The 17,020-nt window shown below is 63.4% G+C and carries 22 protein-coding genes and 1 tRNA gene; 12 read left to right on the top strand and 11 right to left on the bottom strand.

Features of this window, described 5'->3' with window-relative positions; genetic code table 11:
* Positions 1 to 92 precede the first annotated feature (92 nt).
* Together EF888_RS07205 and hemN are read left to right on the top strand one after the other, a co-directional pair.
* Positions 93 to 335 (top strand): hypothetical protein, encoded by a 243-nt coding sequence (locus EF888_RS07205; protein ID WP_126918530.1) that lies wholly within the window; start codon positions 93 to 95, stop codon positions 333 to 335.
* Between the two features lie 582 nt (positions 336 to 917).
* Entirely contained in the window at positions 918 to 2,273 is a 1,356-nt protein-coding gene (hemN, locus tag EF888_RS07200) for an oxygen-independent coproporphyrinogen III oxidase (RefSeq protein WP_109760149.1), read from the top strand.
* A 310-nt stretch (positions 2,274 to 2,583) separates the two neighbouring features.
* On the opposite strand, the gene EF888_RS22430 is transcribed toward hemN, so the two are convergent.
* A complete protein-coding gene (locus tag EF888_RS22430; protein ID WP_277601038.1) occupies positions 2,584 to 2,712 on the bottom strand; it encodes a hypothetical protein in 129 nt (42 codons plus the stop codon).
* Positions 2,713 to 3,191: 479 nt separating this feature from the next.
* On the opposite strand from EF888_RS22430, the gene EF888_RS07195 reads away from it, so the two are divergent.
* Positions 3,192 to 4,160 carry an alpha/beta hydrolase gene (locus EF888_RS07195; RefSeq protein WP_164721601.1) on the top strand — a complete coding sequence of 323 codons (969 nt, stop codon included), beginning with the start codon at positions 3,192 to 3,194 and terminating at the stop codon, positions 4,158 to 4,160.
* A gap of 55 nt (positions 4,161 to 4,215) precedes the next feature.
* On the opposite strand, the gene EF888_RS07190 is transcribed toward EF888_RS07195, so the two are convergent.
* Both EF888_RS07190 and EF888_RS07180 read right to left on the bottom strand, forming a co-directional pair.
* On the bottom strand, positions 4,216 to 4,887 hold the full coding sequence (locus EF888_RS07190; RefSeq protein ID WP_126918529.1) for a hypothetical protein: 672 nt from the start codon (positions 4,885 to 4,887) through the stop codon (positions 4,216 to 4,218).
* A 465-nt stretch (positions 4,888 to 5,352) separates the two neighbouring features.
* Positions 5,353 to 6,060 (bottom strand): hypothetical protein, encoded by a 708-nt coding sequence (locus tag EF888_RS07180; protein ID WP_109760152.1) that lies wholly within the window; start codon positions 6,058 to 6,060, stop codon positions 5,353 to 5,355.
* Between the two features lie 404 nt (positions 6,061 to 6,464).
* On the opposite strand from EF888_RS07180, the gene EF888_RS07175 reads away from it, so the two are divergent.
* Positions 6,465 to 6,668 carry a dodecin family protein gene (locus tag EF888_RS07175; RefSeq protein WP_109760153.1) on the top strand — a complete coding sequence of 68 codons (204 nt, stop codon included), beginning with the start codon at positions 6,465 to 6,467 and terminating at the stop codon, positions 6,666 to 6,668.
* Positions 6,669 to 6,705: 37 nt separating this feature from the next.
* Positions 6,706 to 7,200, top strand: a complete 495-nt coding sequence (locus tag EF888_RS07170) for a hypothetical protein (protein ID WP_126918528.1) — start codon at positions 6,706 to 6,708, stop codon at positions 7,198 to 7,200.
* A 203-nt stretch (positions 7,201 to 7,403) separates the two neighbouring features.
* On the opposite strand, the gene EF888_RS07165 is transcribed toward EF888_RS07170, so the two are convergent.
* The 4 genes from EF888_RS07165 to EF888_RS07150 form a co-directional block, all read right to left on the bottom strand.
* Positions 7,404 to 7,664 carry a phage terminase small subunit P27 family gene (locus EF888_RS07165; protein WP_241239830.1) on the bottom strand — a complete coding sequence of 87 codons (261 nt, stop codon included), beginning with the start codon at positions 7,662 to 7,664 and terminating at the stop codon, positions 7,404 to 7,406.
* Between the two features lie 35 nt (positions 7,665 to 7,699).
* Positions 7,700 to 8,401, bottom strand: a complete 702-nt coding sequence (locus EF888_RS22685) for a GIY-YIG domain-containing protein (RefSeq protein ID WP_109760156.1) — start codon at positions 8,399 to 8,401, stop codon at positions 7,700 to 7,702.
* The gene (locus EF888_RS07155; RefSeq protein WP_109760157.1) at positions 8,385 to 8,807 is read right to left on the bottom strand and encodes a DUF6884 domain-containing protein; all 423 of its coding nucleotides are present in this window, start codon (positions 8,805 to 8,807) and stop codon (positions 8,385 to 8,387) included. The genes EF888_RS22685 and EF888_RS07155 overlap by 17 nt, the downstream gene beginning before the upstream one ends.
* Positions 8,808 to 8,959: 152 nt before the next feature.
* Complete coding sequence (locus EF888_RS07150) at positions 8,960 to 9,418, bottom strand: phage terminase small subunit P27 family (RefSeq protein ID WP_109760158.1); 459 nt, start codon at positions 9,416 to 9,418, stop codon at positions 8,960 to 8,962.
* Positions 9,419 to 9,832: 414 nt separating this feature from the next.
* Between EF888_RS07150 and EF888_RS07145 the strand changes: the two genes are divergently transcribed.
* Positions 9,833 to 10,402, top strand: a complete 570-nt coding sequence (locus EF888_RS07145; protein ID WP_109760159.1) for a hypothetical protein — start codon at positions 9,833 to 9,835, stop codon at positions 10,400 to 10,402.
* Between the two features lie 594 nt (positions 10,403 to 10,996).
* On the opposite strand, the gene EF888_RS07140 is transcribed toward EF888_RS07145, so the two are convergent.
* From EF888_RS07140 to EF888_RS22175, 3 genes are read right to left on the bottom strand one after another with little or no spacing between them, the layout of a single operon-like run.
* Positions 10,997 to 11,200, bottom strand: a complete 204-nt coding sequence (locus EF888_RS07140; protein ID WP_109760160.1) for a hypothetical protein — start codon at positions 11,198 to 11,200, stop codon at positions 10,997 to 10,999.
* Entirely contained in the window at positions 11,193 to 11,717 is a 525-nt protein-coding gene (locus tag EF888_RS07135) for a hypothetical protein (protein WP_109760161.1), read from the bottom strand. The genes EF888_RS07140 and EF888_RS07135 overlap by 8 nt, the downstream gene beginning before the upstream one ends.
* Positions 11,714 to 11,854, bottom strand: a complete 141-nt coding sequence (locus tag EF888_RS22175; RefSeq protein ID WP_241239829.1) for a hypothetical protein — start codon at positions 11,852 to 11,854, stop codon at positions 11,714 to 11,716. Before EF888_RS22175 ends, EF888_RS07135 begins: the two co-directional genes overlap by 4 nt.
* 162 nt (positions 11,855 to 12,016) lie before the next feature.
* On the opposite strand from EF888_RS22175, the gene EF888_RS07125 reads away from it, so the two are divergent.
* Positions 12,017 to 12,352: a hypothetical protein gene (locus tag EF888_RS07125; protein ID WP_109760162.1), complete on the top strand. Its 336-nt coding sequence runs from the start codon at positions 12,017 to 12,019 to the stop codon at positions 12,350 to 12,352.
* 75 nt (positions 12,353 to 12,427) lie between these two features.
* On the top strand, positions 12,428 to 12,640 hold the full coding sequence (locus tag EF888_RS07120) for a hypothetical protein (RefSeq protein WP_109760163.1): 213 nt from the start codon (positions 12,428 to 12,430) through the stop codon (positions 12,638 to 12,640).
* A 20-nt stretch (positions 12,641 to 12,660) separates the two neighbouring features.
* Here EF888_RS07120 and EF888_RS07115 read toward each other — a convergent pair.
* A tRNA-Ser gene (locus EF888_RS07115) sits at positions 12,661 to 12,748 on the bottom strand.
* 273 nt (positions 12,749 to 13,021) lie between these two features.
* On the opposite strand from EF888_RS07115, the gene EF888_RS07110 reads away from it, so the two are divergent.
* The 4 genes from EF888_RS07110 to EF888_RS07095 are packed head-to-tail and all read left to right on the top strand — an operon-like array spanning position 13,022 to position 16,994.
* Positions 13,022 to 14,062, top strand: coding sequence for an SPOR domain-containing protein (locus EF888_RS07110; protein ID WP_241239828.1), 1,041 nt, complete (start codon positions 13,022 to 13,024; stop codon positions 14,060 to 14,062).
* 24 nt (positions 14,063 to 14,086) lie between these two features.
* Positions 14,087 to 15,265: a D-alanyl-D-alanine carboxypeptidase family protein gene (locus tag EF888_RS07105; protein WP_109760165.1), complete on the top strand. Its 1,179-nt coding sequence runs from the start codon at positions 14,087 to 14,089 to the stop codon at positions 15,263 to 15,265.
* Positions 15,262 to 15,882: a dTMP kinase gene (gene tmk / locus EF888_RS07100; protein ID WP_109760166.1), complete on the top strand. Its 621-nt coding sequence runs from the start codon at positions 15,262 to 15,264 to the stop codon at positions 15,880 to 15,882. Before EF888_RS07105 ends, tmk begins: the two co-directional genes overlap by 4 nt.
* Positions 15,879 to 16,994 (top strand): DNA polymerase III subunit delta', encoded by a 1,116-nt coding sequence (locus tag EF888_RS07095; RefSeq protein ID WP_109760167.1) that lies wholly within the window; start codon positions 15,879 to 15,881, stop codon positions 16,992 to 16,994. Before tmk ends, EF888_RS07095 begins: the two co-directional genes overlap by 4 nt.
* Positions 16,995 to 17,020 lie beyond the last annotated feature (26 nt).

The following is a 17,020-nucleotide window of genomic DNA, read 5'->3' as shown; positions in this document are numbered from 1 at the left end:
CTCCGAAATCCACAGCAATTCCCCACGCCATCCTCAAGCGCTCCATTTCGCGCCGGCGTAAACCTTGTGCGGATAGTGGAGGAGTTTTGAAGATGACCGCGCAAACTGAAACGTTTCCCGTGACGTCCTGGTCCCTCCCGCGACTGTTCCACCGCATTCGTGCAAACAATGATCGGTTGACTGCCGCCCATGAAGCAACACGTCAACATCTCGCGCTGACAGAGCGAGATCTCAGTGATGTCTGCCTCTCGCGAGATCACGTCGTTGGCATACCGCGCTACCAGCCGGAATTGCCCTTCTTCATGCAACACAACTTCTTGGAACGTCGAAATTGAGGTCCTCATGCGCACTTGGCGTAAGATTGCTGGCAGGAGCGCCAACAGAAGGCACAGCGACGTCCGGAGATGGATTGCACCATTACTACGCTCAGGACTCATTGATCGTGCGGGTTCCAGCCGGAATGATCTCCTGCGACGGCGGAGCCCGCTGTCGGTTCTGCGGCGGGGAACGTCTCTCCGCCGCGGGGCCCGTCGCCGGCTACCGGTTCTGGGAGGGCGTGACTACAGATTCCTGTTCCCGTGCATCGGGCGCCCCGCCTGAGGCCGGCGTTCCATCCGCCACAAGGTCTCCGGCATCCTGCAGCAGTCGAGCATTCTCGCTGGTCCACACTGGGCAAGAACGGGGGCCAGGAGCGTGCGCAATCAGAGAGCGCGTAGCTTGGGAATCGCACCGAACCGCCCCGCCGCCGACCCCTCGGCGCGGTCGGCCGCGTCGGACGGGAGCTCGAGGTTCAAGATCAGAGAAAGTGGGGGCCGGTCGCTTGCGCCGACCTGCGACAACCAGTCGGTCAAAATCATTGTCCGGTCGTTTTGATCTGGCGCAAACACAGCGAGACGGTCCCGTCTCATTCTGGGATCATGGAAGACCTGTCCCGCCTCCAAGCCCTGGGCCTGTTTGACGCGCGCGTTCCGCGCTACACGAGCTACCCGACGGCGCCCGTCTTCTCGATCGCATCCTGCCTGGCGTTGCAGGAGGAGTGTCTGAGTGCCCTTGATCCTGCCGATCCGGTTTCGGTCTATGTTCATATCCCCTTCTGTGAGAGGCTGTGCTGGTTCTGCGCTTATCGCACGCAGGGAACACGGACGCTGAGCCCGGTCGAGCATTACCTCGACACGCTGCTGGCCGAACTCGCGCTCCTGCGAGCCGCCCTGCCGGTAGGCATCCGCATGGGCCGATTGCACTGGGGTGGCGGAACACCAACCATCCTTCCGCCTTACCTCATCTGCACCCTCGCGGAGGCAATCAAGGCGGCGGTGCCACCTGCTTCACCGTTCGAATTTTCGGTCGAAGTCGACCCGACGCTTTTCGATGCAGAGAAGGTCGCGGCGCTTCAGTCCGTGGGAATGACCTGCGCAAGCATCGGCATTCAGGACTTCGATCCGAAGGTGCAGGCGGCGATCGGACGGAAGCAGACATTCGCGGCGACCCGCCGCTGCGTTGAGACGCTCCGTAAGGCAGGTGGTGTCTCGCTCAACGTCGACCTCGTCTACGGACTGCCGCACCAGACGCGCGAGGTCGTGGCGGCCTCGCTGCGACAGGTGCTCAGCCTCGAGCCGGACCGAATCGCGCTCTTCGGGTACGCGCACGTCCCCTGGATGGCAAAGCGGCAGGAGCTCATCGACGAGGCGCATCTGCCGGATGACCGCCTGCGTCACAGCCTCTTCGTCGAGTGCGCAGAGACGATCGTGGGCAAGGGGTATGCGGCCATCGGCATCGATCACTTCGCCAAATCAGCGGATGCGTTGAGCGAGGCTCTCAGGCGCGGTACATTGCGGCGGAACTTTCAAGGCTACACCGCAGACGCGTGTCAGACCTTGATTGGGATCGGTGCCTCTGCGATTTCGCGGTTCCCGCAGGGCTACGTGCAGAATGCGGTAGCGACCGGCGCATATATGCAGCGGATCGACTCCGGTTCGTTGGCCGGCTACCGCGGCCACGCCCTGACGCAAGACGACAAACTGCGCGCACGAGCCATCGAGATGCTGATGTGTCAATTCCGCATCGACCTCAACTCTCTTCTCAGCGAGTTCGGCGCTCTCGCGCGGACGCTCAACCCGATACACGACCTGATAGTGGCGAGATACTCGCCGTATATCACGCGAACGGCAGACTGCATCGCGATCGACTCCAGCGGCGCGGCACTGACCCGGATGGTGGCCGCCGGATACGACGCCTATACGCCCGCAGGGGTCGTCTACTCCCGAGCGACTTGAGACGCTGGCGCCGACGCAACATTAGGCAGAGGACTTGAGGGTTTCACGCTCTAGCAGCTCTTCGCCCGAAGCGCTTTGGAGGTTCCGGACGGTATAGACGACGGAGCTCGAAATGCGTGCGACACCGCCCGGCGACGAGGGTGATGAAGACCCCCTAATGCACCTAGGGCCGTTCTCCGAATAGTCACCGACGTGGGCGGGAAGTCACCTATGGCTTTAGGACGTTCTCATCTTCATCGCAGTCCACCGCTGATCACGGTAGCATCCTCTGCAGCAGATGACTTGCATGGTGACGATTGGAGCCGCGGGATCAAAGGAACCCCACGAAATAGGCCACGGCGAAAGCCACAGCGAAGACCGTAAGGGCCTCCAAAAGTCTTTCCGCTCGGGGATTACGGTCCGACTGATCGTCGTAGACAGCGTCGTCCGTTGCGTCCATTTCGTCCCATCGGGCTTTTTCCACACGCGAGCCTCGATCGATTGGCGCCTGCACCTAGCTTCCCCCCGCTGCCAGTCTAGTTCGCTCGGCCCCGCGCACGCGTGCTCTGCAATAGACTGTGCTCACAGCTAATCCGTGCATTCCCCGCGAAATCCTACACACGAGCCCTTTCCCGCTGCTCGGGATTCTTGTGCAGCATTCGTTCAGGAGCGGCATCTCTCCCATGCGGTGTGACGATTTCTCCGCGGCGTGCAGAGCGGCGGTCGAACCGCGTCCTTGCTCGCTAAGCGCTGCCATTGCAGTGCCTAACACCGGACCCAAGCTGAAACTTTGGCGATGGCCGCACGGGCAGCCCGATCGAGAAAGGTAGCGAGGGGACATCGAGTTGAATAACGATATGGGAGAGATGAAGGCTCTAAGTGCCCGAGTCGTCGGCTCCCTTGAGGAACGTCTCGATGCCGTCTGACCAGACTGCCAAAATGACGCGCCGCTCCGCACTGGTTGCGGGCGCCGGACTTCTCGCGGCGCCTGCCATGGCCCAGTCGCCATGCCTCTACGGGGTTCCGGCCACGGACGGCGCCAAGGGTCCCGTTGTTTGGCGCGATCTCGATCAAGCGCAGTTGGACGCCGCTTACCGACAGGAATCCTACCAGCCGCATACCGATGAGGTGAACGGCCGCCTGTCCTCCCTTAGCTTCGACTTGCGTTTCCAGCGCGGCTATCCGGAACGTGCCGTCTACGGGGATGGACCGGACGAAGGCATGGACATCTACCGCGCCGACGTGACAGACGCCCCAGTGTTCGTCTTCGTGCATGGCGGCATCTGGCTCTCCCTGAACGCCGCAATGTCGGGCTTCGCCGCAGAGATGTTCATGGACCGGGGCGCGCACTTCGTGGCCCTGGATTTTGCTCCGGTCAATCGGCTTGGCGGGGACCTGGCTCTGATGGCGGAGCAGGTTCGTCGCGGTATCGCCTGGGTCATCAAGAACGCGAAGGACTTCGGCGGCGATCCGGACCGCGTTTACCTCGGAGGACATTCATCGGGCGGACATCTGGCAGCGGTCGCGTTGACCACCGACTGGTCAGATCACGGCCTGCCCGCTGATGCCGTCAAAGGCGGCCTCGTGATGAGCGGAATGTACGATCTCGAGCCTGTGCGGCTGTCCTGGCGAAACGCATACATCGCGTTCACGGACGAGATGGAAGACGCGATGAGCCCGCTACGCCACCTCGACCGCATCAACGCGCCCGTGGTCGTGTCCTACGGCACACTGGAGACACCGGAGTTCATTCGTCAGGCGAAGGAGTTCGCCGCTGCGTTGGAAAGTGCGGGCAAGCCGGTCGAACTCGTCGTTGGAAGCAGTTTCTTCCACCAGGACATGTGGGAGTCGCTCGGCAACCCCTACGGACCCAATGGTCGTGCCGCGTTGAAGATGATCGGATTGTAGCACGACTGTCCGAACTCTCTGCGAATGTTGCCCGCCCGCTCGGCAGGCATGTCGCTCACTTCCGCATCTTGTAGCTTGCAGTGCGAGCACTACCCGTATGAACATCCATCTTCGCTCTTGCGGTCTCCAGCAAGTCGCCAAGACCGGCGTAGCTATAAGACACCGATGCCTTCTTCCCATTCTTGAACGTGAAGAGATAGTGCTTCATTTCCGGCACCTGTCGAACATCGGCGAGGTCGGACCAGTAATGGGTTGAGCGACCGCCGAAGGAGTTCGAGACGTTCAGGGTCGAGCCGTCGTAGCGCACCTTGGCGGTGAGGATCACCGGGATAACGAGAAGGCAGAGAAGACCCGCCGCCTGAAACGCCCAGGGGTAAGCGGACGCTGGATCCACCATGGGATAGGCAAAGAATAGAGCGGCCAAGCCAAGGCAGGAGATCGTCATGAACCAGAGGGTACCGGCTCTCAGGCGCAGGACCGTATAACCGTGGATATCCTTCTGCGCCCTGTCCGAGCCGAGGCGGCCTATCGCGTAAATTAGCGCGGTGAGCGGCACCCCCACGACGATCACGAGAATCAGCTTCAAGCCCTTTTCGAACATGAAGTCGTCACGCGTGATCCCCTGCGCATTCAGCCACGGCTCCCATAGCTCGGGGTGCCAGGCCGCGAACACGACAAGTCCGAAAGCCGCCGCGGTAATGAGGACCCGGTAAATCACTCGTGTCACGGCGAGTCTCCCGTATCGGATAGCCCATTGCCCGGACGGAGCATACGACGCCGCAAATTCGTGTGTGAAGCGCGATGAGTGCGAAACGTCAAGAAAAGCTCGCATCTGACGCGCAGTACAGACTTGAGGCAGGGGCAAAAAATGCCTTCGATGTATGTCGGCATTCGACATCGCCCGCTTTCCTGGCACCTGCAGAGAAGCCCCCGGTGGCCTCGCGCTCCTGCTGGGCGACCAACGCCATAATGCCGACCGTCAGGTCGTTCGCTTCCGGCATATCTCAGGCGAAGAAGCGGCCGTTCGCTGCACGATGCCCTAACCGCAGTTATGCGGACAAACCTGCCTGATGCGGCCGTGAACTACGCCGGGGTTCGATATCTCACATACGTGCCAATCCAGCCAAATGAACCTTCAGCACGAAACGGTGGGTCGACAAGAGATTTCGCTGGCCTGCGGCTGAAAGCTACGTCAGCCGCCGATGCGGTCGAGGAAGCGGGTGGCGGCGTCATGGAGCGCGCCGTCGAATGGCTGGCCTGGGACGATGGTAACGGCGATACGGTGGCGGACTTCGCGCGCACTGGCATCCTGTCGGGTAAAATCAGTCTCGATGGAATCAGTAGGCCGCGAGAAGACCGGCGAGCGGTCGTCCGAGAGGGTGACGTCGAAGCTCATGGCATAGTTCACTTCGCTCGGAGCGTGGCCGGCGTGCGCCACCAGCCGGTCGGTTTCCGTGACCCATTCGGCAAGACCGAGGCCGCCTTCGATGAACCGCAGGCCAGTCGCCGTAAGCGGCGCGTCGGCACTCGGGCAGGCTAGGGTATCGCCTAAGGTGTGGATGATGCGGAAATCCATGCGCCGGATCGCCGTGCCTTCCGGCACGCGGTCTCGGCGAAGCGTCAAATCGGTCGACGCGATGGGGATCGTCAGGGTGATACCACCGCCGGTAGATTCCGAAACGCGAACCAGCAGACTAAGCGTGATGTCGGCCTTCCTTGCAATAAATCCAGGATCGGCGCGAGCCGCTGCGGCGTCGAGTTCGCACTGCGCAGCGACCAGAATGTCGGCGGCGCGCAGAAAGTCCTCGGGGCTGCCGGGCGGCGTTAGTTCGGGCGGGTCGCCGTCGCAGGCGGCGAGTATGGCGATGAACGCGAATGCAAGAGGTCTGGGCAGCGGCATTCGGGTCCTTCGGTTCTGTCGCGATCCGAGACTCCGCGCCGATATTTTAAGCTAGATCGGGTGACGGTTTTGGACAAGAGCCGGTGTGGATATCGGTCCGGCTGATGTGTCGGCGGTGAACACCCAGTGATTTTTTTTGCGAACTGATGCCGCTTGGGAGGGTACGGTCAAATCAATCCGCTTGGCGTGCCTCTTGCCTCCCGGAGCGTTGTCACTCCAGCACAGCGCTCTAACTTGCATGGTTACCAGCAAGCACCGCTACGAGACGGCAGCCACAATGCGTGGCAAGCACCGCAGCGGATACCGTTGATCTGACGATGACCGCTAGGTGCCAGCGCAGTGGGCGGCGAGGTAATCGGCGCGCCCCGAAGACGGGGCCGTTCCAACAGCAAGGGAGAACGAGAATGAGCATTGCACGCGTAACCGAGATATCGGCGACATCCACGACGGGATTCGAGGATGCCGTGCGCGAGGGCATCAGGCGCGCGTCCCAAACTCTTCGTGGCGTTCGTTCGGCCTGGGTGAAAGAACAGCAGGTCCGCGTCGAAGACGGTGAGGTGGTGGAGTACCAGGTGAACATGATGGTGACCTTTGTTCTCGACGACTAACGAGCTCAAAATCACAGGAAAAACCAGAATGACTTTGATGGACAGATTTTCCAGCGACGACTGGTCACGCGTGCTGGAGGCACCGATGCTGGCAGGGTTTGCGATCACGGCCGCCGATCCGGGCGGCCTGATTAGCGCGGTGCAGGAGAGTGCCGCGATAGCCGGATCGCTAAGATTGGCCGCCAAGGACGGCGGCGAGGGATCGTTGGCTCACGCGGTTGCCGAGGCCTACACGACGTCGGAAGGTCGGTCCGCAGCGACGGACGGACTCAAGTCGCTGGTGAAGGGCAAGCGTCCTGCGGAGGCCTCGGACGCCGCCGTCTCGCGGCTCGGCGAGATTATGGCCTTGGTCGAGCGCACAGTCCCGGAACATGCGGCGGGGTTCAGGAAGTTCCTGATCGACACGGCAACCAAGACGGCCGAGGCAAGTACCGAGGGCGGCTTCCTCGGATTTGGTGGCGCGAGAATCTCTGAGGCCGAGCACAAAACTCTCGACCAGCTACGGTCGGCTCTTGGCGTGTCCGTCGGCTGAGGTAGCGGGCGGTCCCCGGGTCTGTCAGGGGTCGCAAGGCTTGTTGGGCGCCAAAGGCCGACAAGGGCAGGGTTACGGAACCTAGGCGCCGACGTATCCAATTAAGCGCAGGCGCGGCAGGGCTGGCCCCGCCTGGCGTCTCACTCGTGACCGCAAGAATGAAGAGCAGGCGGTCACAGCCATCTCCTGCTAGCGATTAGTCGTCATAAGTGCATTCCCACGGCTTGGGCCGCGTCGGCAACCTGAATGGTGATCCGCGACCGCGACGACGGTGTCAGCCCGAGCTCCGCCATGTAGCGCGCCATCAGCTCCATCTGCTTGTTGGCGACCGAGAGCCAGGGCGACTGCTGCACGTAGCCCGAGGGGGTCTTCAGGAGCATCGGCGTCTTCTGGAGCTGTTCCTCGGCCTCCACCCAGCGCTCCCAGGCCTGGCAGTAGGCCGCGAAGGCGGCGCGGTCCGCCACGGTCAGGATGCCGAGCTTGTGGAGCGGCGAAGCATTCAGCCGACTTGCGTGTGTGCTATCATCTCTTCGAAGACGTCCAAAAACCCTGGATCGTAGGCCTCATCGACGTGGTTGTTATTCCAGAGCCCCGACCTGCGTACTCGTTCGCGTCCGCTACGATGTCCAAGCCAATGGCTACTGGGCTGGTCTGACGTCGGCTCGACGTAGCTGCTCAGTAGGGCGATACTGTTACGTTCGAGGATACCCCGCCCACTCTCCCGACCGGGATCATCTGGAACGTCCACAAACAGCAAAGTCATTCCACCCAAGTACTCACTAACCTTCATTTCGTGCTCACGTTCTTTAGCGCGCAGTTCACCTGAGGCAGAGGACCCTTGCCCCCAGCTATCAACGGATAGTGATGCATCGCGGTTGAGAAGGGCCTCGCCCACGAGGAGTCTGAAGATGGAGCCACGGTGGTTGCCGCCTGGGGGGCTGGTTGTGCCGCGGTGCTGGCCGAGTCTCTTCCAGAGTGTCGTGCGCGATTTCGAAGTCAGTGCGTGCGTGCCCACTCGCACGACGCGATAGTCGGTGGATGCGGCATCGCGGTGTTCTCCAGGCTCGAAAAAGAAGTAGACCCCACGCCGCGGCCAATGCAGCCGTCCATGGCATTCGGCCAAGCGGCGCCGCCCTCCAACCCGAGCCTCGAGATCATCGAGCAGCCAGTAGAAGGTGTCGAGGTCAGACTGACGTGGCATTTTTCAACCATCTCAACTGTTGCCCGATCTTGAGCCCTTCCATCGGGACAACGACGTTGCGAAACCGCTCGCGCAGATACGGCATCAGGTTCGCGCGATAGCGGCTTCCCGCCAACACCACGACCTCGTCGGCTTCAGGAAGCTTCTCGTCCATCTGCCTCTGCACACGACGACTCCACTCTTGCCGCTCCGCCGAAGACATGGCGTTCAGGGTCCGCTCGTATGGAGCGATTATCCGATCAGGTGAAAGGAGACCATGTTCGGCCGACAGGATGAACCAAGGCTCGCGGCTCGATTCAACCAGACGGCGCGCCTTGACGAACCAGGACGATGTATAAAGTTCTGCCGCTGGCGTTGGCTCTGGTCTTTTCCCAGCCACGCAAGACACCAGAAAAACTCGCTCCATATGAACACCTCGATCACGGATGTCCCCACGTGCACCCGACATAGGACTAAGGCGATGCAACCTCCATCGCCAGCACTTAAGACGACGCGCGAGCCTCATCTCATTATTCGACACCGCCACACGCGACGACAGGCTCCGAGGGGGGCTGGTGCTCAATCATCATCCGGCGTCCATTCCCAGGGCTTCGGCCGCGTCGGCAGCTGGATGGTGATCCGCGACCGCGACGACGGCGTCAGGCCCATCTCCGCCATGAGCCGGGTCATGAGCTCGACCTGCTTGTTCGAGATCGTGAGCCAGGGCGACTGCTGCACGTAGCCCGCAGGCGTCTTTAGCAGCATCGGCGTCTCAGAGAGCTTCTTCTCCGCCTCGACCCAGCGGCCGTAGGCCTGGCAGTAGCTCGCGAGCACGGTCCGGTCGATCTGCGTCAGGAGCCCGATCGCGTTCAGCGAGGCGGCAAGGCGCTTCCACTCGGCCTTGGCCGTGGGCGAGAGGTGAGCGGGACAGGTCGGGCGCTCGTGCACGGGCTTTGGCTCGCGTGCGTTCGGCGACCGCTTGCCGGGGTTGCCGTCGATCAGCTTCAGCGCCGTGGGCTTGGGTCTGCGGCCTCTCATGCAGCGCTTCCTGCAAGCTTCGGCTTGGTGACCCCGAGTTGGTCGACCGTTTTCGCAGGCGACACTGCCTCGGACGGGCAACTTTCCCCAATTATCTGCGGTTCCATCGTCCGAACCTTACGGGGATACCCCCCTGCCAATTTCGCGTTTATGGTAGGTCGGGGACGGTGGAGGCGACTGTGCTCCTAGAGTTTTGACCCGCCCCCCCCTCAGGTGAGAGCCTACGGGCAGAGCCAACTGTCGACCGAGTGCCGCGCAGTCACTGGTGCTTGCTAGATCGGTGACTTAGGCGGGGGGGGAGAATAAAGTTCTCAACGCATGAACCGCCTGACCGGCGTGGGAGTGGAACGATCATAAACCGTAACAAAAAAAGTTTTTGCCCCGAGAAAAAGTTCGGAGACGGGGGATCGCCGGATGCGCCTGAACCGACAACAGCGCAGGGCCGTCAAGAGCCTGTCACGGGGCAAGAGCCTCGGCGAGACGTACGTCTTGGCCCAAGCGGCCGTGAACCTGAGCCTGGGCGCGCCGATGATGCCAGAAGAGGCAGAGAGGGCCGAAGCCATCGCCCGGCACCACCTGGGCCGATCCTGGTTCCATGGTGGCCCCAGCGGCTTCTGCGAGGGCTTCACGTTGCTGCCGGCCGGGCAGACGGGCGCGAACCCACGGCGGCACGTAAGAGGCCACGCTGAAGATCGAAGGCGTTGGGTTTTCATCGCCAGCGATTACGAGACCGCGGCGAAGTACGCGGCCCGGATCGGCGGCACCGTGTACGAGGTTGAACCTGTCGGGCCGGTCTATGCGGACCTCGAGGAATTCAGATCGGCGCTCATGGTGGTGGAACAGCACCTGGAGCAGAATCCGAGACTCGCGGCGCTGGTGTCCGTCCTGTCGCAGGATGAGCAGGACGCCGAGCTCGCGAAGCGTATCACGCAGTATTGCTGCGGGTCGGCGAAGGTGGTGAGCGTGGCGGCGGAGGTGGGATGATCCGGGCGGCCGCGTCGGCAACGATATAGGAACGGCGGAGCCGGCCGCCCGGAGGGACAGAAGGGGTATGTGTTTCGGTCCCGGTGAGAAAGTAGTGCTGGTGGACCGACAGGCAAGGTCGCAGGAGGGGGATCCCCGCTCAGGCGCATTGTTGCCAGAGTCGCGCCTAACTGTCGCCGCCTTGGACTGCTTTTCTTGGAGAAGTGCAGAACCGAGCGGTCCCCTCTGATCGGTTACGGGGCGCAGGGCGTAGGTGAGTCCGCCTTGCGCCCCACCTGACCCTCACTTCCTCGGCGGCTTGATGTTTAGGTCCACGGCTTCCTCGGAGTGACCCGGGCGGCCGCACTACCAGCACGGAATGCAGACCGCCCGGAGGGACGGAGAGCGCATCGTCCCGATTAAGACCCTAGGCCGCGAACTGGGCTGAGCAAGGCGCAAGGTGCCTTTCCGCTCAGTCGCATTGTTGACAGAATTGAGCCTAATTCGTGCCGCGGAGCGGGATCATTGACGGACATGCTGCACCGAACATTTTCCCTCGGTTCAACTCGGGGCGCAGGGCATGTCTCCAACCACGCCTTGCGCCCCACCTGACCCTCACTTCCTCGGCGGCTTTATGATCCTATCGACGGCTTCCTCAGGATAACCGAGGATCTTCGCCGCTTCCCTCAGAAGGCCGATGCCGGTGTATGACAAACGGAGCTCGGTTTGGTCGCGCCAGATGCCTTCCGCCCACTGGCGGCGCCCTTCCTTCGGGATCAGGTCATACTTGGAGCCCTTGCGGCCGCGGCGGTCAGGCATTGGCGTCTTCGGGACGACGCAGATTCCTAATGGCAGACCAAGTTTTGATCGCTTGGCCGAGAAGGCGGTCCACGGCATGCAAGGCCTCGTCAACGTCTTCCATGCTGATCGGGAGTGAATATGACTTCCAATCTGGATGCTTCCTTGTTCCGAAGTTCCTGAAGTACTCACACTCAAACAGGCCGTCAGGGCGCGCCTTCCAAGCGCCGTGGACCGCCATATGCCGCCCGCTGATGGTGTCATCTATTTCATCAAGAATTTCGGTGACTTGCTCCGCAAACGGGACCTTGCCCGAGGCAATCGAAGCTCTCAGGCCATCACGAAGATCCTGCGTCACCTTTCTATTTTGCAGGACAACGTTTGCTTGATCCGGATCCGACACGTCGTAGTCCTCGGCATCAATCCATATGAGCCACAGCATCTTCTCTAAATGTGCTGCGGTTTGGACGTACTGACCTTGCTTTAACAAAAAGTCTGCCGGCATCACGCTGCTGATCCAAAGCTGCTCCTGAGTCACCGCAGCCTCACGCCCGGCCCGCCGCCGTTCTGCGGGATGAACTCGACGCCGGCGGCTTCGAATGCGGCGCGGATGGCAGTCATGACCGCGGCCGCCGCCTGCGGCTTCCCTGAGCCCTCGGCACGCTTGACGCTCATGGACGAAACACCCGCGGCGTGTGCCAACGTTTCCTGAGAGAAGCCGAGCAGTCCCCGTGCCGCCCGTATCTGTGCCGGCGTGATATTCTTCGCTTGTTCCAATTTAGAACATCCGCTATTGTTCTGTTTGGGAACATTAACCCACAACGGAGGAACCGCGCAATGACTAAGACGCTCAACGAATGCCGAGTGGCCGCCACTCACCTGGCCGGCCTGATCGAAGGGCTGGCCCTCATGCACAACGAAACCAACGCGAAGATTTGGGGCGACGCCATCGTGTCGACGACCGAAATCGCAGCGAAACTTTCCAAGGAGCTAATGATCGACTTGGACATCGTGAAAGGAGACCACGCAATGACCGAGAACACCTATCCCCGCGCTGAAGACGATGCCGAGCGCGCGCTCTATGACATCGAATGCCTCTGCCGCGTCGGGGTTGCGGCAAGCAACACAACCCTAGACGCGGATTCGCTGTTGTTCAGCATGGACACCCTTTGAGGCTGTCCTCGCGCGCGCGCAGGCCGGCGGCGAACTTCTCGAGGCCGAGAGGAAGGCGAAGCCGGAGGCTGCAACATGAGCCTCCTGGACGCCCAAGACGAGACGGCCGCACTTATCGACATCGTCGGCGCCGTCGACCAGCTCATCGACTCCCCCGGCCATGGCTTCGCGGTGCGGGCGCTGCTGGCCGAGGCGCGGGATCGGCTGGCAGGGCTGAAGCAAGCGCTCGACGTGACTGGCGGTAGGTTGGAAGGTGCCAAAACCCCAGAACAGAAAGTTCTAGAATAACAATTGCTTACCCAAGTAATTGGCGGAAGGGGTGGGATTCGAACCCACGGATGCTTGCACATCGCCGGTTTTCAAGACCGGTGCAATCGACCACTCTGCCACCCTTCCACAATACTCCCGCACAAGTTTTCTACACCTGTGCCTTCCGCCTCTCGGCCCCACATCCGCATGTGAGACTGGCAGGATCGGCGCCTGTGCGGGGTCTTTTCCGTCCGAACCTGCCTAGTGGGCACGGCGCGATTCTGAAAGCGGGCATGTGGGCGCGGCTTTGCGCCGCCCGGGCATCTTCCCTTTTCTTGCACCCCGCTTGCGAGTAGACTTCGTCGAAAATGGCGTCCTGACGCCGCAGAAAACGGCCTTGGCGGGGCAATGGAGCAGAAGATGAACAGGTTTGTGCGATCCGGGGCGATCTCTGCGACCCTCGTCCTTGCGCTGGCGGGCTGCGAGCAGGGCCTGGGTGGACGCGATGCGGGAACGACGATGGCTGCCGCGGTTCCGACCGTGACGCGGCCAGGGTCTCGCGATGTCGAGCGGCCGGACATCTTCCAGACCACGGAAGAGGCGCTCTGGGACGGGCGACCGTCGCTTGGCGGGGTCTGGGTGGCGCATCCCGACGTCAAGGAGCCCGAGCGGGCGATCCTGACGAACGTCTCGAACGGACAGTCGGTGCCGGGCGCCCTGTTCCGGCGCGAGCGTGAAAACCCGGGGCCGCGCATCCAGCTCTCGTCGGACGCAGCGTCGGCACTGGCCATCCTCGCCGGTCAGCCGACCGAGGTCTCGATCATGGTCGTACGTCCCGAGGAGATCGAAGCCGCGCCCGAGCCGTTGCCGATCGCCGAGGAAACGCCGGGCGAAGCCGCCCCGACCGACTCCGCGACCGCCGACGATGCGGCCATGGCCGCAGCCGCCGGAGCCGCGGCGACCACCAGCACCACGCGCAAGCCTAATTTCCTGCAGCGCATCTTCGGGCGCAAGCAGCCGCCAGAGCCCACCGTCGCGGTCGATCCCGACCTCGCCCCCGCCGCGGACGCGTCGGTGCCCGGCGTCGAGACCGCGCCGCTCGACCCGGTCGCGGCCACGGCCGCCGCCGCGATAGACGCCGCCGAGGCCGAGAACGCGCCTGTCGCAAGGCCGGCGGACGGCCCTGCGCCGCAGCCTGCCGCGGCCCCTCCTCCCGCCCCGTCCGCGATCAAGAACCCCTATGTCCAGGTCGGTCTCTTCAGCGTCGAGGCCAATGCCAACACGGCAGCCGAGGCGCTTCGTCGAGAGGGCATCCTGCCCGCAGTCGCCCCGAAGACCTCGAACGGCAAGACGCTCTGGCGCGTCGTGGTCGGGCCGGTCTCGACGGCCGACGACCAGGCCGCCCTGCTCGCTCAAATCAAGCGCATGGGATACAAGGACGCCTTCCTGACCGCCCAGTAAGATCACCCTTCCGGAGGACAGCTCATGTTCCGCCCCCTGGCCACCTTCGCCGTATTCGTCCTCGTCTCGGCTTGTGCGACGAGCGCGCCCGTCCCTGCGCGCGCCGAGTACGAGACGCAGGCGACGGCCTCGTACATGTACGACATCACCACCGACACGGTCCTCGTCGAGAAGAACGCCGACGAGCCGCTGCCGCCCGCCTCGATGTCGAAGCTGATGACGCTCTACATGCTGTTCGAGGCGCTCCGCGACGGACGCGTCACGATGGACACGACGTTCAGCGTTTCGACACGCGCCCGCGAGATGGGCGGCTCGACGATGTTTCTGGACGAAACCGACCGTCCGCGCGTCGAAGACCTGATCAAGGGCATCATCGTGCAGTCCGGCAACGACGCCTGCGTGGTCGTTGCCGAGGGCCTGGCTGGCACCGAAGACGCCTTCGCCCGCCAGATGAATGCGCGCGCGCCCGAGATCGGTCTGACGAACTCGACCTTCACCAACGCGTCCGGATGGCCCGATCCGAACCACCGCATGTCGGTGCGTGATCTCGGCCGCGTGGCCACTCTGCTGATCACCGAGTTTCCCGAGTACTATGGGTTCTTCGCCCTCGAGGAGTACGACTTCGACGGACGCTCGCCCTCGAACCGCTTCAACCGGAACCCGATCCTGGGGCTTGGCCTCGGCGCGGACGGGCTCAAGACGGGCCACACCGAGGAAGCCGGCTATGGCCTCGTGGGCTCGGCCAAGCAGGGTGACCGCCGGATCGTCTTCGTCTTCTCGGGCCTGAGCAGCATGGCCGAACGCCGGCAGGAGGCCGAGGCGATGATCAACTGGGGCTTCCGTCAGTTCGTGCCGAAGAACCTCGCCAAGTCGGGGGCCGTCGTGACCGAAGTGCCGGTGTGGATGGGCAACTTCGAGCGCGTCAACGCCATCGCGCGCGAGGACATCACGCTTCTGGTTCCGGCGATCGGGCAGGACAGCCTTCAGACCCGCGTCGAGTTCCGCAGCCCTATCGAAGCGCCGATCGAGGAGGGCGGACAGGTCGCCGAACTGGTCATCACCGCGCCCGACATGCCCGAGAAGAGAATCCCCCTCGTATCGGACCGCGCCGTCACGCGCGGAGGCTTCCTGCCTCGCGTGCGCGCCTCGTCCTACGTGCTGTTTGACAAGGCCAAGGGTCAGGTGCAAAGCCTGATGGAATGACGCGCGGGCGGTTCATCACATTCGAAGGCATCGACGGTTCGGGAAAATCCACGCAGGCAAGGCTGTTGGCCGCCTACCTGCGCTCGAAGGGCATCGAGGTCGTCCTGACGCGCGAGCCCGGCGGGTCGCCGGGAGCCGAGGAGATCAGGCGCCTTCTCGTCGAGGGCAATCCTGACCGCTGGTCAGCCGAGACCGAGATCCTGCTCTTTACCGCCGCCCGTCGCGACCACCTCGAAAAGACCATACGCCCGGCGCTCGAACGCGGCTCGACCGTCATCTCGGACCGCTTCGCGGACTCGACGCGGGTGTATCAGGGCGCGGCGCGGGGCGAGCTTCGCGGCCTTGTCGACCGCCTGCACGAGGCCGTCATCGGGATCGAACCGGACCTGACGCTCATCATCGACATGGACCCCTCGCGCGCGCTTGAACGGGGTCTTGCCCGGAAGAGCGGCGAAGACCGTTTCGAGGAGATGGGAGAGGGCTTCCAGCACCGTCTCCGCGACGGTTTTCACAGGCTGGCGCAGGACTTTCCGGGCCGCTGCCATCTTGTCGACGGTCAGCGCGATCCCGACAGCATCGCCGCAGAGGTTGCCCGGATCGCGGACGCCGCTCTATGAGCGACGACCTTCCGGCCGAAGCGGATCGCGCGGATGGCGCGCCCCACCCGCGCGAGACCGCTCACCTTTTCGGACAGGGTGACGCGGAGGCCGCGTTTCTCGAGGCCGTCGCGCAGGACCGGCTGCATCACGCCTGGCTTCTGACGGGGCCCAAGGGCGTCGGGAAGGCGACCCTCGCGTGGCGGCTGGCGCGTTTCCTTCTGGCCGAGGCTCCTGCCGACGCCGGCTTCTTCGGCGACGCGCCCCCTACCCCCACGTCTCTGGACATCCCGCGGGACCATCCCGTCGCGCGACGCATTGCGGCCCTGTCCGAACCGGGCCTCCTCTTGATCCGCCGCGCCTGGGACAGCGACCGCAAGAAGCTGAAGTCGCAGATCACCGTCGACGAGGTGCGGAAACTGAACGAGTTCTTCGGCCTCACCGCGACGGATGGCGGACGGCGCATCGTCATCGTGGATGCAGCGGACGAGTTGAACCCCTCGGCCGCGAATGCGCTTCTGAAGGTTCTCGAGGAACCGCCCAAGCGGGCGGTCCTGATCCTCGTCAGCCACCAGCCTGCCCGTCTCCTTCCGACGATCCGGTCGCGCTGCCGGACGCTGCGGCTTGGCGAGGTCGGGCCCGAGGACATGGCGCGGGCCCTGTCGCAGGCCGGAGTGACGCCCGAGGACGGGCTGGCTCTGAGCGAGCTTGCCCAAGGCTCGGTCGGCGAGGCGATCCGGCTTCTCTCGCAGGACGGGCCGGGCTTGTATGCAACGATCGTGAGGCTGATCTCGGGTGGTCCCCGGATGGACCGTCAGGCCTTGCGCGCCTTTGCAGAGAACGTGACCGTCCGCGGGGCAGAGGAACGCCAGGACCTTGCCGTCCGACTTCTCAACCTCGCCCTGGTTAGGCTTGCGCGGACCGGCGCGGGCCGACCTCCCCTCGCCGAGGCCGCACCGGGCGAGATCGAGGCTTGGCGCCGCCTCGCGCCCGATGCTGGCCGCGCGCAGGTCTGGGCGACGCTTCAGCAGGAGTTGTCGTCGCGCATCGCGCACGGCCGGGCCGTGAACATCGACGCGCAAAGTCTTCTGACCGACGCCTTTCTCCGCATCGACGAGGCCGCGCGCGACTGACCCCGCCTTGACCCTTCCCGCGGGCT

It is taken from the genome of Silicimonas algicola, from assembly GCF_003970735.1.
Taxonomy (GTDB): Bacteria; Pseudomonadota; Alphaproteobacteria; order Rhodobacterales; family Rhodobacteraceae; genus Silicimonas; species Silicimonas algicola.
The sequence above is the reverse complement of the archived record's forward strand: the minus strand, read 5'-3'. Positions and strand labels throughout refer to the sequence as shown.

What these genes read in the sequence shown, in the direction of transcription:
- EF888_RS07205 (WP_126918530.1), top strand. Translation starts at nt 93, where the DNA reads ATGACCGCGCAAACTGAAACGTTTCCCGTGACGTCCTGGTCCCTCCCG.
- hemN (WP_109760149.1), top strand. Translation starts at nt 918, where the DNA reads ATGGAAGACCTGTCCCGCCTCCAAGCCCTGGGCCTGTTTGACGCGCGC.
- EF888_RS22430 (WP_277601038.1), bottom strand. Translation starts at nt 2,712, where the DNA reads ATGGACGCAACGGACGACGCTGTCTACGACGATCAGTCGGACCGTAAT.
- EF888_RS07195 (WP_164721601.1), top strand. Translation starts at nt 3,192, where the DNA reads ATGACGCGCCGCTCCGCACTGGTTGCGGGCGCCGGACTTCTCGCGGCG.
- EF888_RS07180 (WP_109760152.1), bottom strand. Translation starts at nt 6,060, where the DNA reads ATGCCGCTGCCCAGACCTCTTGCATTCGCGTTCATCGCCATACTCGCC.
- EF888_RS07175 (WP_109760153.1), top strand. Translation starts at nt 6,465, where the DNA reads ATGAGCATTGCACGCGTAACCGAGATATCGGCGACATCCACGACGGGA.
- EF888_RS07170 (WP_126918528.1), top strand. Translation starts at nt 6,706, where the DNA reads ATGGACAGATTTTCCAGCGACGACTGGTCACGCGTGCTGGAGGCACCG.
- EF888_RS22685 (WP_109760156.1), bottom strand. Translation starts at nt 8,401, where the DNA reads ATGCCACGTCAGTCTGACCTCGACACCTTCTACTGGCTGCTCGATGAT.
- EF888_RS07155 (WP_109760157.1), bottom strand. Translation starts at nt 8,807, where the DNA reads ATGGAGCGAGTTTTTCTGGTGTCTTGCGTGGCTGGGAAAAGACCAGAG.
- EF888_RS07150 (WP_109760158.1), bottom strand. Translation starts at nt 9,418, where the DNA reads ATGAGAGGCCGCAGACCCAAGCCCACGGCGCTGAAGCTGATCGACGGC.
- EF888_RS07145 (WP_109760159.1), top strand. Translation starts at nt 9,833, where the DNA reads ATGCGCCTGAACCGACAACAGCGCAGGGCCGTCAAGAGCCTGTCACGG.
- EF888_RS07140 (WP_109760160.1), bottom strand. Translation starts at nt 11,200, where the DNA reads ATGCCTGACCGCCGCGGCCGCAAGGGCTCCAAGTATGACCTGATCCCG.
- EF888_RS22175 (WP_241239829.1), bottom strand. Translation starts at nt 11,854, where the DNA reads ATGAGCGTCAAGCGTGCCGAGGGCTCAGGGAAGCCGCAGGCGGCGGCC.
- EF888_RS07125 (WP_109760162.1), top strand. Translation starts at nt 12,017, where the DNA reads ATGACTAAGACGCTCAACGAATGCCGAGTGGCCGCCACTCACCTGGCC.
- EF888_RS07120 (WP_109760163.1), top strand. Translation starts at nt 12,428, where the DNA reads ATGAGCCTCCTGGACGCCCAAGACGAGACGGCCGCACTTATCGACATC.
- EF888_RS07110 (WP_241239828.1), top strand. Translation starts at nt 13,022, where the DNA reads ATGAACAGGTTTGTGCGATCCGGGGCGATCTCTGCGACCCTCGTCCTT.
- EF888_RS07105 (WP_109760165.1), top strand. Translation starts at nt 14,087, where the DNA reads ATGTTCCGCCCCCTGGCCACCTTCGCCGTATTCGTCCTCGTCTCGGCT.
- tmk (WP_109760166.1), top strand. Translation starts at nt 15,262, where the DNA reads ATGACGCGCGGGCGGTTCATCACATTCGAAGGCATCGACGGTTCGGGA.
- EF888_RS07095 (WP_109760167.1), top strand. Translation starts at nt 15,879, where the DNA reads ATGAGCGACGACCTTCCGGCCGAAGCGGATCGCGCGGATGGCGCGCCC.